Origin of the sequence: Burkholderia pseudomultivorans, from assembly GCF_902499075.1 — a bacterium.
GTDB lineage: Bacteria > Pseudomonadota > Gammaproteobacteria > Burkholderiales > Burkholderiaceae > Burkholderia > Burkholderia pseudomultivorans.
Window position 1 is genome coordinate 30,617 of the sequence record NZ_CABVPP010000059.1, and the last position, 15,738, is coordinate 46,354.

Below are 15,738 nucleotides of genomic sequence, written 5' to 3' on the forward strand. Positions count from 1 at the left end.
TGCTGACCGGCGATCGGGATGTTTCGTTTGGCCTCCGAAGCCTAGACTGGCTGCATTCGGTTCCAGCCGCACCGGCGACGGCGCGGCGCCGGAACGCTACGGAGTGGAGACCATGAACACGATGAAACGAGCGGTATGTGCCGTCCTGCTGACCGGTTCGGCATGCGCCGCGTACGCGCAAACCGCACCGCAACCGCTGACGCGTGCGCAGGTTCGTCAGGAACTCGCGGAACTGCAGGCCGTCGGCTACCGAACGAGCCTCGCGAGCAGCCCCGACTTTCCGCAAGACATGCAGGCAATCATGCAGCGCGCCGCGCAGGCACGCGGCAACGACAGCGGCTACGGCGGCAACGGCCGTGCGGCCGTGGAATCGGGCAAGCCGGCCCTGCCGCCCGCGATCGATCGCGATACGTACGCGCACCATTGAGCACGCGTGCGAGACGCGCGGCGGCGCAGCACATGCCGCTGCGCGCGCCGCCGTGTGCGATCGTCAGACGCTGAAGCGGTTCAGCGTATAAGCGCGATAGGCCGCGACGAACGCGTCGAACGATCCGGCCTCCTTCGCTTCCAGCTCGGCCTGTTCGTCGAGCGACTTCCGCGCCAGCGCCTCCGCCGCGCGCATCGCGTCCGCCGACGGCGGCTGCGCGCGGAAATGCGCGGCATGCGCTTCGCTCTGCGCGCGCGCGAACGCGAGGAACGACTGCCCGTTGTCGCGCATCGCGCGCAGCACGTGCGCGGACGGCGTGCGCTCCGGATCGGCCAGCTTGTCGCGCTGCGCGGCGATCGCGCGTGCATGTTCGTCGCCGCCGCGGATCTCGTCGAGACGGCGGCCGACGGTTTCGATGTCCGTCATCAGTTCGTCCGCCCACGCCTGCAGCGTGACCGGCTGGCCGTCGCGCGTCAGCGTGAGCCCCGGCTTGCGGCCTTCCATCGTCACGCTGCCGAAGTTCGCGTTCGCCTCCCGGTAGGCCGGGCAGTCGAGCGCCGGGCTCGGATCGAGCGCGCACGCGAGCAGGAACGCATCGATGAAGCGCGCGGTGTCGAGCGCGATGCCGGTCGGCTCGAACGGGTCGATGTCGAGACAGCGCACCTCGATGTACTGCACGCCGCGCGACGCGAGCGCATGCAGCGGCCGCTCGCCCGAGTACGTGACACGCTTCGGCCGGATCGTCGAGTAGAACTCGTTCTCGATCTGCAGCACGTTGGTATTGATCTGGATCCACTCGCCGTCGCGATGCGTGCCGATCGCCTCGTACGGCGGATACGGCTCGCTCACCGCCTTCGACAACGCGTCGAGATAATCGGGCAGCGTGTTGTAGTCGACGTGCAGCGCGGCTTGCGCGGTCGTGTTCGAGTAGCCGAGGTCGCTCATCCGCAGGCTCGTCGCGTACGGCAGGTACAGCGTATCGGCATCGAGCACGTCGAGCTTGTGCGGCTTGCCGCGCAGGAACTTCGTGTCGAGCGCGGGCGACGCGCCGAACAGGTACATCAGCAGCCAGCTGCGGCGCCGGAAGTTGCGGATCAGCGCGAGATAGCGCTCCGACTGGTAGTCGACGAGCGTCGCGGTCGAGCCTTCTTCCGCATGCAGACGCCGCCACACTTCCTCGTGCAGCGAGTAGTTGTAGTGGATGCCGGCGATGCACTGCATCGTGCGGCCGTAGCGATACGCGAGGCCGCGCCGGTACACCGTCTTCAGCCGGCCGATGTTCGACGTGCCGTAGTCGGCGATCGGGATCTCGTCGTCGGCCGGCAACTGGCCCGGCATCGAGTTGTTCCACAGGATCTCGTCGCCGAGCGACGCGTACACGTAGCGATGCAGTTCGTCGAGGCGTTCGAGCGTGACCGCGGCGTCTCCTTCCGCGGGCGTGATCAGTTCGAGCAGCGCTTCCGAATAGTCGGTCGTCAGCGACGGATGCGTGAGGGCCGAGCCGAGCGCGCGCGGATGCGGCGTAAACGCGATCATCCCGTCGCGCGTCACGCGCAGGCTTTCCTTTTCGATGCCGCGCAGGCCGTCGGGCAGATGCTGCCGCGTCGGGCCCGAGCTCAGCGCATCGAGGCGATTCAGCAGCAGTTCGGACTGGCGGTGAGTCATGGTGTTCGACATGGATGCGCAAGTGCGGGACGGCCGCGTGCGGAACGCCGCGCGCGGCCGGCTGGATTATTGGTCGCTTCGTTGGTAGCGGGCACTTTAACATCTCGCCGAAAGCCGCGCTTGAGGTGGCCTGGGCCGCGTGCGCACGCCGGAATCGGCTGCCGGGCGGGCCGATGGCGGCGATCGCCGCGCGCGTTGCCGATGCGCAGCGGGCGTTGCCGGTGCGTCGCTTATCGTTGAATCGTCTGACGGAACGGCGGGCGCGCACGCACTGCAACGGCGCCGAACCGGTCGCAAAGGAAGAGGCTGGAACGCCGTGATGCCGCGCGCCGGTCATGCGGCAGACACCCGCATCGCCCGCTCGCACCGCCCGCCGCCCGCTTGCCCTGGCCCGCATCGCCCACGCTCCCGCCCCGACCTGCGCCGCCCGCCTTCACCCGCCGCGCGCCGCGCCTGCGCGATCGGCCACCTCGTTCCACAGATGAAGCGCCGCATACGCGCGCCACGGCCGCCAGCCTTCGGTGCGCCGCTTCTGGCTCGCGAGCCGGTCGAGCGCCGGATCGCGCGCGGCGATCGACTGCATCAGCACGAGGTCGGACGCCGGCCACGCGTCGGGGTCGCGCCACGCGCGCATCGCGATGTATTCGACGGTCCACGGGCCAATACCGGGCAGATCGAGCCACGCGGCACGCAGCGTCGCGAGATCGGCGTGCGCCGGATCGACCGGCACGTCGCCGGCCGCCACCGCGCGCGCCATCCCGGTCAGCGCCGCCGCGCGCTTGCCGGGCATGCCGATCTTCGCGAGATCGCACGCGGCCAGCGCGTCGGGCGTCGGAAACCGCCACGCGGGAACGCCGTCGCCCGCGGGCGCGCCGGTGTCGGGCACGACGCGTTCGCCGGCCCGTTCGACGAGCCGCCCGACGATCGTCGTCGCGGCCTTCACGCTGACCTGCTGGCCGACGATCGCGCGCACCGCGAGCTCGAAGCCCGACCACGCGCCCGGCACGCGCAGCCCCGGCGCGGCCGCGACCAGCGGCGCGAACCACGGGTCGCGCGCAAGGCCGCCGCCGATCACGGCCGGATCGGCGCCGAGATCGAACATCGACGCGACGCGCGCAGCAAACGCCGCGTCGACGTGGCGCGCCGCCGCGCCTTCGACCGTCGCGATCAGGCAGTGCCGGCGCGGATGCCGCATGACGGTGAGCCGGCCCGCTGCGCCATGCAGGTCGACGATGCGGCGATACACGCCGTCCGCGACCTGCTCGACGCCCGGAATCGCGCGCCCGCTGAAGAAGCGCAGCACGCGCGCCCAGTCGTACGGCGCCTTGAAGCGCAGTTCCATCTGCGCGGACGGCGGCACAGGGCCGCCGTCCGGAACTGACGTGATCGTGGCTGTTTCGATGTTCAAGCTGCGCTGCCCTCGTCGACGGTGGCCGGTTCGTCATCGTGCGCATGACGCGCCTCGGATGCAAGCAGCGTCGCCTTGCGGCGCACGCCCCAGCGATACCCGGCGAGCGCGCCGCCCTTCTGCACGACGCGATGGCACGGGATCGCGAGCGCGACCGGGTTCGACGCGCACGCGGACGCGACGGCCCGCACCGCGCGCGGCGCGCCGAGCGCCGCGGCGATCTCCGAGTAGCTGCGCGTCTCGCCGTACGGGATATGCGTCAGCGCTTCCCATACGCGCTGCTGGAACGCGGTCGGCGCGATGTCGAGCGGCAGGTCGAACGTATGGCGCGTGCCGTCGAGATACGCGCCGATCTGCGCGATGAACGGCGCGAGCCGCGCGGACGATTCGACCAGCTCGGCGCGCGCAAATGCGCCTTTCAGCTCGTCGACGAGCGCCGCCGACTCGTCGCCGAACGCGATCCGGCAGATGCCTTTCCCGGTCGCGGCGACCAGCACGGCGCCGAGCGGCGTCGACGCGGTCGCATAGTCGATCCGCAGGCCGTCGCCCTGACGGCGAAACGCGGACGGCGCCATCCCGAGCTCGCGCGGCACCGACGCGTACAGGCGCGACGTCGAGTTGAAGCCCGCGTCGACGGCCGCCCGCGTGACCGGCTGGCCGCTCTGCAGCGCCTGGCGCAGCGCGGCGCCGCGCTGCGCGGCCTGATACTGGCGCGGCGACACGCCGACCACACGCTTGAACAGCCGTTGAAGATGGAACGGGCTCACGTGCACGGCGTCGCTCAGCTGCTGCAGCGTAAGCCGCTCGGGGTGCGCGTCGAGCACCGCGCAGGCGCGATTGACGATCTCCAGCTCGCGCGGCAGCCCTTCCGGCTGGCAGCGCTTGCACGGCCGGAAGCCGGCTGCGCGCGCGGCGGCCGGATCGGCGAAGAACGCCACGTGCTCGCGGCGCGGCAGACGCGACGCGCAGGTCGGGCGGCAGAACACGCCGGTCGTGCGCACCGCATAGAAAAACGCGCCGTCCGCGTGCGGATCGCGGGCGGTCACTGCGCCCCAGCGGGCATCGTCGGTCGGATAGGCGGCTTTCATCGGAACCTCGCGCTCTCTAGTGTAGACGGTGCCTACTCTAGGCGTCGGCACGGGACGACGCGCCCCGAATCTTGCGCTGTGATTCGAGAAACCAAACCGGGGCCCGATCAATGGGGAAAGTCGGAAGAAAAGCGGCTCCGAAGCACGCGGCGGGCGCCGTCCGTCATCGCTCCGTCATCGTTTTGCTGCACTGCGGGTGCGACAAAACGCCGTCCTGACGTTTTTTTACACTGCCGATATTGCGTCGCACCATACCCGGATGTATAGTTGGAACTGTCTCCTCCATGTCTCCTCCTGATATGGATTAAGCCCGTTCCGAGTGAGCGGGCTTTTTTTTTCGCCCGTCGATCGCGACGCGTTGCGGCGGATGCCTTCGTGCCATTGGTCTACACTCGACGCATCGTGCCTGCGAAGGAGCGTTCGTCCATGAAACCGACCATCCGCGCGATCGATCACGTTGTGCTGCGCGTGACCGACATGGCTGCGATGACGCGCTTTTACTGCGACGCCGTCGGCTGCCACGTGGAGAAGGAACAGCCCGATCTGGGCCTCGTGCAGTTGCGCGCCGGCGATGCGCTGATCGACCTGCTGACCGTCGGCGGGAAGATCGACCGCGCCGACAGCGGGCCGCCCGGCGCGGGCCGCAACCTCGATCACCTGTGCCTGCGCGTCGAGCCGTTCGACCCCGATGCACTCATCGCGCACTTCGCCGCGCACGGCGCCCGACCCGGCACGCCCGCGGAACGCTACGGCGCCGGCGGCTACGGGCCGTCGATCTACCTGTTCGACCCCGAAGGCAACATGCTGGAATTCAAGGGGCCGCCCGCCGTCGTCGGGTAAGCGCGGCCGGCCCGCGCGTCGTCACGCGTCGACGCGCGGTTTCAGGATCGTCCATTCGACCGCGACCGGGTCGTGATCGGCGCTCGAGATCCACGCGGAGCCATCCTGCACCGTGCACTGCAGCCGCATCGTGCGCTCGGCGAGCCGACCGAGCGCGGCCGCGACGCCGTCGGCCAGCGACAGCACCTGCACGTTGCGCAGCCGCTCGACCTTGCTGCGCACGCCCTGCCACCAGATCTCCGAGGTCTTGCCGCCGTACGCGATCACCGTGACCTGCGCGGCGCGGCCGGCCGCCTTCGAAATGCGGCGCTCGTCGGGCTGTCCGACCTCGATCCACGCGTCGATCGCGCCGGTCAGGTCCTTCTGCCACAGGTCGGGCTCGTCGGTGTCCGACAGTCCCTTGCCGAACTCCAGGCGCTCGTGCGCGAGCAGCGCGAACGCGGCGATCCGCACCATCATCCGCTCGTCGGTTTCCGACGGATGGCGCGCGACCGTCAACGCATGATCGGCGTAGTAATGCCGATCCATGTCGGCGATTTGCAGTTCGGCTTTGTAGATCGTGGATTTCAGCGCCATGCGGATGCGGCCCGGGCGGGCATTCGGTTCGGTCGGGCCGTGATGATACCGAATGCCGGCCGTCACGCGCGTGTCACGCGCCCACCACAGCACAACGGCCCGGCATCAGCCGGGCCGTGTTCGGTGCGCGCCGCCGGCTCGACGGCCGGTGCGCGTGGGCGCGTCGCGTCGAGCGACTGCGCGTTATTGCTTGATGAAGCGCGAATCGGTCCAGAGACCCTGCTGGTCGCTGTTGTCGGCGCTGACGAACTGCACGTCGCCCTGCTCGACCGACACCACGCGGAAGCGCTGGCCTTCCGGCACCGACAGGCAGCGGTAGTCGTCGAAGTACTGCTGCTTCGCCTGCGACTTGCCGTCGCGCTCGTGACTCAGTACGGAGTCCAGATTGTCTTTCGACAGACAGCCCCATGCGTTCTTCGTCAACTGGATTTCCTGCGTCGGCTTGACGGCCGAATCGCCGCCCGCTTGTGCAATCGACACCGCGGCAAATGCGCCAACGAGGGCAAGAAAGACACCGGTACGCTTCATCATGTTCTGTCTCCAGGCTTGCGGGCACCAGGCTGGGTTTAGCTATGTGTTTAAAGGTGATCGTGAACCCGCGTTTTTCACTTTAGGAGACCGGCAAACGATAGCAAGCACATTTGTTGTGCGCTCGCAATAGCGGCGAATTGTCGCACCCTACGCGCCGTCGGTTTTTCCTGTCTCCCGCATGCTCGCCATCGGTGAACGGTTGCCGCACCAGCCTGCGGCGACCATGCGGAAAGCGTTATCCGGCAAGGCTTTCAGCCAATTTACAATGCATCGATTGAACGGTTTGGATAATCCATTTCGCTATCCGGACCATTTTGATGCAACGCACATAAAGTCATCCGAAACGATGCGAAATTATTGCGCCGCGACAGTCGAGTTTCATCACTCAAGAAAAATGCCAGGAATAAGCGCATTGGTATTTATCCGTACGGCGAAGGCCGCACGGCCTGCGTCCCGGGCGCCTGCTCGCCGGCATTTATCAGACCGTTTCGGGCCTGTTACTGCCGCTCGAAATAATCGCGCTGAAAAATGCACATCCGATAGGCGTTGTGATACGCGCCATTCCCGAAAAATTCTTCCTTCAATTCGGCCTCGTGCTGGAATCCGCATTTCTCGTACACGTGAATCGCCGCCGCATTCGACGTATCGACGATCAGGTACAGCTTGCGCATGTTCAGCACCTTGAATGCGTATTCGATCGCGAGGCGCGTCGCCTGCCCCGCATAGCCGCGGCCCTGGCACTGCGGCGCGATGATGATCTGGAACTCGCCGCGGCGGTGGATATAGTCGAGCTCGATCAACTCGACAAGACCGACCAGCTCCCCTTGCGTATCGACCGCGACGAAGCGCCGCTCGCGCTGGTCGTGCACGTGACGGTCGTACAACTGGGACAGCTCCGAGAAGGTTTCATACGGCTCCTCGAACCAGTAGCGCATGATCTTCGCGTCGTTGTTCAGTTCGTGGACGAAGCGCAGGTCCTGGCGCTCCAGCGGCCGCAGCGCAAGCGTATGGGTCTCGTTCGTGATGTGCATGTTCGCGTCCTTTTTGAGGCCGGCGTGCGTGCGAAACCGGCGCGCGACGGGGCTGCGATCGCGCGCGTTCCGCACTGTAAGAAGTTGAACGCCGGCGAAATTCAGAGCCTAGAATGGGAGCAAGGGTTCCTGCCACCGCAAGGAGGCTATCGTGATCGAGCAAGTCATACTCGGTATCTTTCTCGTGCTGCCGCTCGTGATCGTGGCCGCGCTGTTTTCCGACGAACTCTGGCAGGAACACCGCCGCCAGCATCCGCGCGACGAGCACGCGCCGCACATCGACTGGAAGCATCCGTGGCGCCGCGTGCGACGCGGACATTGAGCGCTTTCATCGTCCGCACACGATCGGCGCCTACAATCGCGGCGCGCCCGACGGCGCGATCGCACCCCGCCCGCAGTATCGACCCGACTCCCGCTTCACAACGCGAGCCTTCGACGTGAACGACAAACCTTCCCTGCCCGAGCACGACATTCCGCACGAAACGATCGACCTGCAGATCGCCGACGTGCTTGCCGCCGTCCGATATCCGGCCAACAAGGATGCGATCGTCGACGCCGCGCGCGACGCCGGCGCGAGCAACGAAGTGCTGTCGATGCTCGATGGCCTGCCCGAGCAGGACTACGCGGACGTCGATGCCGTCACGCGCTGGGTCGCCGGCAACTTCGGTCCCGGCATCGGCATTTGACCGCGCCGCGATAACGCGTCAGGATCGCATCACACCGGCCCTGCCGCGGCCGGATACATGCCGCCCGACGCCATAGCCGGGTGTGTGCGCACCAGCGTCCGGGGAACGCCATGGAAGGGATCCTGACCCAGTACACGACGCGTCGTCAGCGCTGGTTCGGCGCCCTGACGGCACTCGCCATCGTGCTCACGCTCGGGGTCGCCGCGCCGCATGCGGACGTCGCGCTGCCTGCCGTCGAGCCGTTCATGCCGATGTGCGCGCTCACGGTATTCACGACCGCGAGCCTCACTGCATTCTTCCTCGGCGCGCAGTTCACCGTGACGCGCCAGCCCGTGTTCGGTGCGCTCGGCGGCGCTTATGCGTTCACCGCGCTCGCGGTCGCGCTGCAGCTGCTGACGTTTCCCGGCGTGTTCTCGCCGCAGGGCCTGCTCGGCGCACTGCCGCGCAGCGCGATGTGGATGTGGATCTTCTGGCATGCGGGCTTTCCGTGCTTCGTGATGATCGCGCTGCTCGCGCGCGACCGGCTGGCTCGCGCGCCGGTCGACGCGCGGCACACGCGCGGCTGGGCATTCGTGCTGATCGGCGGCCCGGCCGTCGTCGCCGCGCTGCTGTGCGTGCTGACGCTGCGTGTGCCGCTGCCGTCCGCGTTCCGGCCGCCCGCCGAGACGAGCGTGCTGCCGGTCGGCGGCATCGTGCTCGCCGTGTGGCTGCTCAACGCGCTTGCGCTGACGGCCGTGCTGATCGCGGGCCGCTTGCGCACGACGCTCGATCTGTGGCTCGCGATCGCGATGCTCGCGTGCCTCGCCGATACCACGCTCAATGCGATGAGCACGACCCGCTTCACGGTCGGCTGGTATCTCGCGCGCGTGTTCAGCATGTTCACGCCCGGCGTGCTCGTCTGCGTGCTCGCGTGGGAAGTGACGATGCTGTATCAGCGGCTGTCCGACGCGCACGCGACGCTGATCCGTTCGGCCGCGCGCGACGGGCTGACCGGCGCGTTCAACCGCAGCCATTTCAACGATCATTTCCATACGCTGTTCCTGCAGGCGCGGCGGCAGCGCGAACCGCTGTCGCTGCTGATGGTCGACGTCGATCACTTCAAGGCGTACAACGACGCATACGGCCATGTAAAGGGCGATGCATGCCTGGTCGCGATCGCGCATGCGCTGGCCGGCGTCGTGCGGCGGCCGACGGATCTCGTCGCACGCTACGGCGGCGAGGAGTTTGCGATCGTGCTGCCGAATACCGATGCGCGCGGCGCCAGGATCGTCGCCGAGGAAGCGCGCCAGGCGGTGCTGCGGCTCGATCTCGTGATGCCGGCGCCGGAAGGGCGCGTCAGTGTGAGCGTCGGCTGTGCGACGGTATCGTCCGATGCGCTGTCGACGTCCGACGCGTTGATCGAAGCGGCCGATGCCGCGTTGTACCGCGCAAAGGCCGACGGACGGGACAGGGTCGTGGTCGCCTGAATACGTCTGTTGTTTCGGGCAGTTGTTACGGTCATTGTGACCGGAATAATCCGCCGTTACGCATTGCGCGGGCGGGAAACGAATGCTTACAGCCCGTGTTCCGGGCGCTCGCTATGCTGGGTTCATATCGAATCCAGGCAGGTGAGCGCCATGAAGAAGACCCTTTTGCTGATTGCCAGTGTCGCCGCGCTGCTGAGCGGCTGTATCGTCGTGCCGGACGGCGGATATTACGGTGATGGGTACCACCATCATCATCATTGGGATTGATCGGGGGAAGCGAGATCGAGGGGCGTGGTGCCTGGCGCGCGGTGGTTGATCCGGAGCGCCGATCACGCCGCCCGATCGGGCCTGCATGCACCCTTGAAGTCCGTCACTTCCCGATACAGAACCTGCTGAAAATCACCCCCAGCAAATCATCCGAAGTGAACTCCCCGGTAATCGCATTCAGCTGTTCCTGCGCGAGCCGCAGTTCCTCCGCAAACAGATCGAGCGACTGCGCACGCTGCTCCGCATGATCGGCCGCGTGCGCGAGATGCGCCTGCGCCGCGCGCAGCGCGATCAGATGCCGCTCGCGCGCGAGATAGACGCCCTCCGCCCCCGCCTGCCATCCGGCGATCCGCAGCAGCTCCGCGCGCAACAGGTCGATCCCGTCGCCGCGCTTCGCGGACAGATGCACGTCGGTCAGGTCGCCTTCCGCCGCCGGATGCTCGACCGAGGCCGGCACGCCCGTCAGATCCGTCTTGTTCAGCACGCGCACGACCGGCACGCCGTCCGGAAACCGCGCCGCGATCGCGACGTCGTCCGCCGTCATCCCCGTACGCGAATCAAGCAGGTGCAGCACGACATCCGCGCGCTCGATCTCGCTCCACGTGCGCGCGATCCCGATCCGCTCGACCTCGTCCTCCGTCTCGCGCAACCCGGCCGTATCGATGATGTGCAGCGGAATCCCCTCGACCTGGATCGTCTGCGCGACCTTGTCGCGCGTCGTGCCCGCGATCGGCGTGACGATCGCCAGTTCCGCGCCGGCCAGCGCGTTCAGCAGCGACGACTTGCCGACGTTCGGCTGCCCGGCGAGTACGACCGACAATCCCTCACGCAGCAGTGCGCCCTGGCGCGCATCGCCGAGCACGTGCGCGAGCTGCTCGCGAATCCGCGCGAGCTTGCCGCGCGCATCGGCCGCTTCGAGGAAGTCGATTTCCTCTTCCGGAAAATCGAGCGTCGCCTCGACCAGCATCCGCAGGTTGATCACGTCGTCGACGAGCGCGTGGATCTGCCGCGAGAACGCGCCGTCGAGCGAACGCCCCGCCGACCGCGCGGCCGCCTCGGTGCTCGCCTCGATCAGGTCGGCGACCGCCTCGGCCTGCGCCAGGTCGAGCTTGTCGTTCAGGAACGCGCGCCGCGTGAATTCGCCGGGCTCTGCAAGCCGCAGCCCGAAGCCGCGCCCCGCGTCGAGACAGCGCTGCAGCAGCAGTTGCATCACGATCGGCCCGCCATGCCCCTGCAGTTCCAGCACATGCTCGCCCGTGTACGAATGCGGCGCCGGGAAATACAGCGCGATCCCACGGTCGAGCGGTGCGCCGTGCGCATCGAGGAACGGCACGTAGCTCGCATGGCGCGGCGCGAGCGGCTGCCCGCACAACGCGTCGATCAGCGGCAGCGCGGCCGCCTCGCCGCCGCGCCCGAACGACACGCGGACGACGCCGATGCCGCCCCGGCCGGCAGCGGTGGCAATGGCGACGATCGGATCGGAATCGGTAGCGAGCATGGCAATCGGAGAATCAGGCAGTCGTTGGTGCACCCGCGCAACAGTTCGGGCGGCGGAACGCCGGCATTGTAGCGTGCCGGCCAGCCTGTCACCGGACCGCGCGCCCTTGTCAGACTATCCCGAATTTATCCCGTCGAGGATAAGCCAAGTATCAGTTCGACGCATCGTTCCGGTATGCGCTTCGAACGAGTCTGCCTGCGACGCGGCCGCGCAGCGACTCCTTCCACTACACCGAACGCCGCGCACCGGTTTGGGATTCGTCTGCATGAGATATGTTTATCTCATATGGTTGTCTGAAACGGGTCGCCGGAATTGCACAATCCCGTCCATGCCGACACCCGAAGAAAAAGCGGCGTTCTCGGAACGCCTTAAATTCGCCTTGCGGCGCAGTCCGGAGAAGGTCACCGGCGCGACGGAACTCGCGACCCGCTTCAATCTCCGCCACCACGGCTCGCAACCGGTTTCGCCGCAAACCGCGCACAAGTGGCTGACGGGCCGCACGATCCCGACGCCGGACAAACTCGAGACGCTCGCATCGTGGCTGCGCGTCGAACTGCACTGGCTGCACTACGGCCCGTCGCCGAGCGCGGCCGCCCCTGCGACGCCGCAACCGCTGCCGCGCGACGAACGCTATCCGCCCACGCCCGAGACGATCGAACTCGCGTCGAAGATCGAGGCGTTGCCGCCGCACCGCCGCTATCTCGTGCAGGAACTGATCGAGCAGTTCTACGGCGAACCGAAGGGCGAGCAGAAAAAGGGCTGAGCAAGAACGGGCTGAGCGCCGCGCCGGCCCCGAAAACGACAAAGCCGCACGGGCGAACCCATGCGGCTTTTTTTTGCGCGCGGCGCGGGCGGCGAGCCGCCCGCAGCCGTTACGCGGGTTTCTTCTTGACCCCGCCGAGCTTGCGCGTGATGTAGTACTGCTGCGCGATCGACAGCACGTTGTTCACGACGTAGTACAGCACGAGGCCGGCCGGGAAGAAGAAGAACATCACCGAGAACGCGATCGGCATGAACTTCATCATCTTTGCCTGGACCGGGTCCGGCGGCGTCGGGTTCAAGCTCGTCTGCACGAACATCGACACGGCCATCAGCACCGGCAGGATGAAGAACGGGTCGCGCTGCGACAGGTCGTGAATCCACAGAATCCACGGCGCGCCGCGCATTTCGACCGATGCGAGCAGCACCCAGTACAGCGAGATGAACACCGGGATCTGGATCACGACCGGCAGGCAGCCGCCGAACGGATTGACCTTCTCGGTCTTGTACAACTCCATCAGCGCGGCGTTCATCTTCTGCGGATCGCTCTTGAAGCGTTCGCGCAGCGCCTGCATGCGCGGCGTGATTTCCTTCATGCGCGCCATCGACTTGTAGCTGGCGGCCGACAGCGGGAAGAACACCGCCTTGATCAGCACCGTCAGCAGCACGATCGCCCAGCCCCAGTTGCCGACCAGGCCGTGGATCTTCTCGAGCAGCCAGAACAGCGGCTTCGCGATGATCGTCACCCAGCCGTAGTCCTTCACGAGCTCCAGGCCCGGCGCGATGCCTTCGAGCATGCGCTCTTCTTCCGGACCGGCGAACAGGCGCGCCTGCACGTCGGCCGACTGGCCCGGCGCGATCGTCGCAACCGGCTGCTTCACGCCGACGCGGTACAGCGACGGATCGATCTTCTCCGCATAGATGTCGCGCTTCACGCCCTGCTGCGGAATCCACGCCGACGCGAAGTAGTGCTGCACCATCGCGACCCAGCCGTTGTCGGCGGAGGTCACGTAGTCGGCCTTGTTCTTGTCGAGGTCGCTGAAGTTGATCTTCTGGAAGTGCTTCGCGTCCGTGTAGACCGCCGGCCCGAGGAAGGTATGCGAGAACATCGGCGTTTCGACCGCCGTGTTGTCGCGCACGAGTTCCATGTAGACCGTCGGCGTGACGGACGCCGTGCCGACGTTGTCGATCTTGGTGTCGACGCCGATCACGTAGCTGCCGCGCGTGAACGTGTAGGTCTTCACGACCTTCACGCCGCCCTTCACCGGCGATTCGAACGACAGCTTCAGCGTGTTCTGGTCGCCCGTCAGCGACGTCGGGCCGGTGCTCACCTGCGTGTAGACGTCGTTGTGGTTCGGGAAGTCGCCGCCGAGCAGGCCCGAGCGTGCGAGATACGTGTGGCCGGCCGTGTGGTCGAACAGCGTGATGTACAGGTCGGGCTGCTTGCCGTCGCCCTGCTTCTTCAGCGTCAGCTTCGCGAGCGTGCCGCCGCGCGTGTCGATTTCGCCGTCGTACACGTCGGTCGAGAACTTCACGAGCTGCGCCTGCGCGGCCGGGGCCGTCGTCGCGGGCGCCGTGCCGGCTGCGGCGGCGGGCACCTCACCTGCGGTCGTCGTCGCGCCCGTGCCGGACGCGCCGCCGGCGGCCGCGGGGGCCGTCTGCGTGGCGCTCGGGAAGAACATCGACGGGCGTCCATGGGACCGCTGCCAGTTGTCGTACAGCATGACAGCTGACATGAAGAAGATCACCCATAGGACGGTGCGTTTGATATCCATGCGTTGTCTCAGAGTCGATGGGACCGCGCGTCGGCTTCGCCGCGAGCGCGAGTGTCGGAGTTGGGCGGCGGGACGAGGTCGATGCCGCCCGCGGAAAACGGATGGCATCGGCACACGCGCCTGACGGCGAGATACGTGCCGCGCGCGGCGCCATGATACTGGATTGCCTCGCGCGCGTAATCCGAACAGGAAGGATAAAAACGGCAACGGTTGCCGAGCAGCGGACTCACGGCAACCTTGTAGAAGCGCAGCAAGGCGATCAATACCGTTTCCATACCTTGGGCAGCGCCGTACGACGCCGCTTCAAAACCGGCCGGGCATACGCGAACGCCGCGCCACGGCTCGGATGCGTCACTCGGACGCGGGCTTCGACGCGCGGCGGACGACTTCCCGGGCGGCCCTGTCGAGCAGCTCGCGGATTTCGTCCGCGCACAACGCCGCGAGCGGGGCCGAAGCCGCGCTCGGCAGCGCTTTCCTGTCGAAGCGCGTATGCAAGCGCAGCAGCAGGTCGAACCCGGCGAACTCGGCCCGGCGCACGCGAAACGCTTCGCGCGCGAGCCGCTTCACGAGGTTGCGCGTCACTGCACGCGGCGCGTACTTCTTGCCGATGACGAGCCCCAGTCGCGCGGGCTGGCCGGTCGGCTTGCCGTAGATCACGAAGTGCGCGGAGCGCCGCCACGGGCGCAAACGAAAAACGGATGAAAATTCATCCGTTTTCAGAAGTCGCGCAGCTTTCGGGAAGGCGGCTTTCGTCTGCAACGGATTCTCACCCGGTTCGACGGCACCCTCCGCAGGACTGCGGACGGCGGACACAGCGCGCAACCCGCCTTAGATGGCGAGGCGCTTGCGGCCCTTCGCGCGGCGAGCGTTGATGACCTTGCGGCCGCCTGCCGTCTTCATGCGGACACGGAAGCCATGGGTGCGCTTGCGGCGCGTCACGGACGGTTGGTAAGTACGTTTCATGATGCTCTCACTTGTTCGAGAATGTCGAAATTCAGGGGACCGCGTGCCCTTACCGGAGGCCTTCGGGCGAACGCAATCGCCGGAAATACAGGATTGGTTTTCGCGGAACCCGCTATTTAAACCGTTTTTCCGTTGACGGTCAATACTTTACGACTCGTTCGCCTGTGCAGGCCCGCGCCGATCCGGCCCCGCGACCCACAATCGCACCCTGTGGATAAGTCCCGCTGTGGCCGCGTTTGGCGTTAGAATCTCGCCTTATCTCCAAGAATCCCGCACGCCGCTTCGGCTCTCGCCTGCCTCGCCACGAACCGTGACGCAGGCGTCCGACGCACGCTCGCACGCCGCTTCGGGCCTTGTCGCGCAACCGCGACGAGGGCGTCGGCGAGCCGCTGTGCATGCAAAAAACGACAGTCATTTGATGAACGATTTCTGGCAACACTGTTCCGCACTGCTGGAGCGCGAGCTGACGCCCCAGCAGTACGTGACGTGGATCAAACCCTTGGCCCCGGTGGCCTTCGATGCGTCGGCGAACACGCTGTCCATCGCCGCGCCGAACCGCTTCAAGCTGGACTGGGTCAAGAGCCAGTTTTCGGGTCGGATCTCCGATCTGGCCCGCGATTTCTGGAACGCGCCGATCGAAGTCCAGTTCGTCCTCGATCCGAAAGCCGGCATGCGCAGCGCCGCAGCCGCGGCGCCGGCCGCCGCGCGCGCGCCGCTGTCGCCGAGCGGCCCGGCCGCCACGGTGGCGGCGATCGCCG

General features: G+C 67.0%; 19 protein-coding genes. 8 read left to right on the forward strand and 11 right to left on the reverse strand.

What is annotated here, in order from left to right:
• Positions 1-112 precede the first annotated feature (112 nt).
• Positions 113-427, forward strand: a complete 315-nt coding sequence (locus tag BST28156_RS28275) for a DUF4148 domain-containing protein (protein WP_174903965.1) — start codon at positions 113-115, stop codon at positions 425-427.
• Between the two features lie 63 nt (positions 428-490).
• On the opposite strand, the gene gshA is transcribed toward BST28156_RS28275, so the two are convergent.
• A complete protein-coding gene (gene gshA / locus BST28156_RS28280; RefSeq protein ID WP_174903967.1) occupies positions 491-2,104 on the reverse strand; it encodes a glutamate--cysteine ligase in 1,614 nt (537 codons plus the stop codon).
• A gap of 2 nt (positions 2,105-2,106) precedes the next feature.
• Here gshA and BST28156_RS28285 point away from each other — a divergent pair, with 2 nt between their 5' ends.
• A complete protein-coding gene (locus BST28156_RS28285) occupies positions 2,107-2,412 on the forward strand; it encodes a hypothetical protein (RefSeq protein WP_174903968.1) in 306 nt (101 codons plus the stop codon).
• Positions 2,413-2,525: 113 nt separating this feature from the next.
• Here BST28156_RS28285 and BST28156_RS28290 read toward each other — a convergent pair whose 3' ends face one another.
• Positions 2,526-3,500, reverse strand: coding sequence for a DNA-3-methyladenine glycosylase family protein (locus BST28156_RS28290; protein ID WP_174903970.1), 975 nt, complete (start codon positions 3,498-3,500; stop codon positions 2,526-2,528).
• Positions 3,497-4,588, reverse strand: a complete 1,092-nt coding sequence (gene ada, locus BST28156_RS28295; RefSeq protein WP_174903971.1) for a bifunctional DNA-binding transcriptional regulator/O6-methylguanine-DNA methyltransferase Ada — start codon at positions 4,586-4,588, stop codon at positions 3,497-3,499. The genes BST28156_RS28290 and ada overlap by 4 nt, the downstream gene beginning before the upstream one ends.
• A 426-nt stretch (positions 4,589-5,014) precedes the next feature.
• Between ada and BST28156_RS28300 the strand changes: the two genes are divergently transcribed.
• Positions 5,015-5,428, forward strand: coding sequence for a VOC family protein (locus BST28156_RS28300; RefSeq protein WP_174903972.1), 414 nt, complete (start codon positions 5,015-5,017; stop codon positions 5,426-5,428).
• Positions 5,429-5,449: 21 nt separating this feature from the next.
• On the opposite strand, the gene BST28156_RS28305 is transcribed toward BST28156_RS28300, so the two are convergent.
• The 3 genes from BST28156_RS28305 to speG form a co-directional block, all read right to left on the reverse strand.
• On the reverse strand, positions 5,450-6,004 hold the full coding sequence (locus BST28156_RS28305) for a YaeQ family protein (RefSeq protein WP_174903973.1): 555 nt from the start codon (positions 6,002-6,004) through the stop codon (positions 5,450-5,452).
• A 183-nt stretch (positions 6,005-6,187) separates the two neighbouring features.
• Positions 6,188-6,535: a surface attachment protein Sap1 gene (gene sap1, locus BST28156_RS28310; protein WP_060242876.1), complete on the reverse strand. Its 348-nt coding sequence runs from the start codon at positions 6,533-6,535 to the stop codon at positions 6,188-6,190.
• Positions 6,536-7,032: 497 nt separating this feature from the next.
• Entirely contained in the window at positions 7,033-7,566 is a 534-nt protein-coding gene (gene speG, locus BST28156_RS28315) for a spermidine N1-acetyltransferase (protein WP_060242905.1), read from the reverse strand.
• 151 nt (positions 7,567-7,717) lie between these two features.
• On the opposite strand from speG, the gene BST28156_RS28320 reads away from it, so the two are divergent.
• From BST28156_RS28320 to BST28156_RS28330, 3 genes are all read left to right on the forward strand, one after another.
• Positions 7,718-7,888 (forward strand): hypothetical protein, encoded by a 171-nt coding sequence (locus BST28156_RS28320; RefSeq protein ID WP_009694601.1) that lies wholly within the window; start codon positions 7,718-7,720, stop codon positions 7,886-7,888.
• 115 nt (positions 7,889-8,003) lie between these two features.
• Complete coding sequence (locus tag BST28156_RS28325) at positions 8,004-8,252, forward strand: DUF2795 domain-containing protein (protein ID WP_009694600.1); 249 nt, start codon at positions 8,004-8,006, stop codon at positions 8,250-8,252.
• 110 nt (positions 8,253-8,362) lie between these two features.
• On the forward strand, positions 8,363-9,718 hold the full coding sequence (locus tag BST28156_RS28330) for a sensor domain-containing diguanylate cyclase (RefSeq protein ID WP_174903974.1): 1,356 nt from the start codon (positions 8,363-8,365) through the stop codon (positions 9,716-9,718).
• Positions 9,719-10,088: 370 nt separating this feature from the next.
• On the opposite strand, the gene mnmE is transcribed toward BST28156_RS28330, so the two are convergent.
• Positions 10,089-11,483 carry a tRNA uridine-5-carboxymethylaminomethyl(34) synthesis GTPase MnmE gene (gene mnmE, locus BST28156_RS28335; RefSeq protein WP_059482654.1) on the reverse strand — a complete coding sequence of 465 codons (1,395 nt, stop codon included), beginning with the start codon at positions 11,481-11,483 and terminating at the stop codon, positions 10,089-10,091.
• Between the two features lie 328 nt (positions 11,484-11,811).
• Between mnmE and BST28156_RS28340 the strand changes: the two genes are divergently transcribed.
• Positions 11,812-12,246 carry a transcriptional regulator gene (locus BST28156_RS28340; protein WP_174903975.1) on the forward strand — a complete coding sequence of 145 codons (435 nt, stop codon included), beginning with the start codon at positions 11,812-11,814 and terminating at the stop codon, positions 12,244-12,246.
• Positions 12,247-12,355: 109 nt separating this feature from the next.
• On the opposite strand, the gene yidC is transcribed toward BST28156_RS28340, so the two are convergent.
• The 4 genes from yidC to rpmH all read right to left on the reverse strand — a co-directional run bounded on the left by yidC (position 12,356) and on the right by rpmH (position 14,980).
• The gene (gene yidC / locus BST28156_RS28345) at positions 12,356-14,017 is read right to left on the reverse strand and encodes a membrane protein insertase YidC (protein ID WP_174903976.1); all 1,662 of its coding nucleotides are present in this window, start codon (positions 14,015-14,017) and stop codon (positions 12,356-12,358) included.
• Between the two features lie 8 nt (positions 14,018-14,025).
• Positions 14,026-14,292: a membrane protein insertion efficiency factor YidD gene (gene yidD, locus BST28156_RS28350; protein WP_009694594.1), complete on the reverse strand. Its 267-nt coding sequence runs from the start codon at positions 14,290-14,292 to the stop codon at positions 14,026-14,028.
• 76 nt (positions 14,293-14,368) lie between these two features.
• Positions 14,369-14,830 (reverse strand): ribonuclease P protein component, encoded by a 462-nt coding sequence (gene rnpA, locus BST28156_RS28355; RefSeq protein WP_060242860.1) that lies wholly within the window; start codon positions 14,828-14,830, stop codon positions 14,369-14,371.
• A 15-nt stretch (positions 14,831-14,845) separates the two neighbouring features.
• On the reverse strand, positions 14,846-14,980 hold the full coding sequence (gene rpmH, locus BST28156_RS28360; protein WP_004198824.1) for a 50S ribosomal protein L34: 135 nt from the start codon (positions 14,978-14,980) through the stop codon (positions 14,846-14,848).
• Positions 14,981-15,398: 418 nt separating this feature from the next.
• Between rpmH and BST28156_RS28365 the strand changes: the two genes are divergently transcribed.
• On the forward strand, positions 15,399-15,738 hold a 340-nt coding region (locus BST28156_RS28365), incomplete at its 3' end, for a DnaA N-terminal domain-containing protein (RefSeq protein ID WP_302478062.1).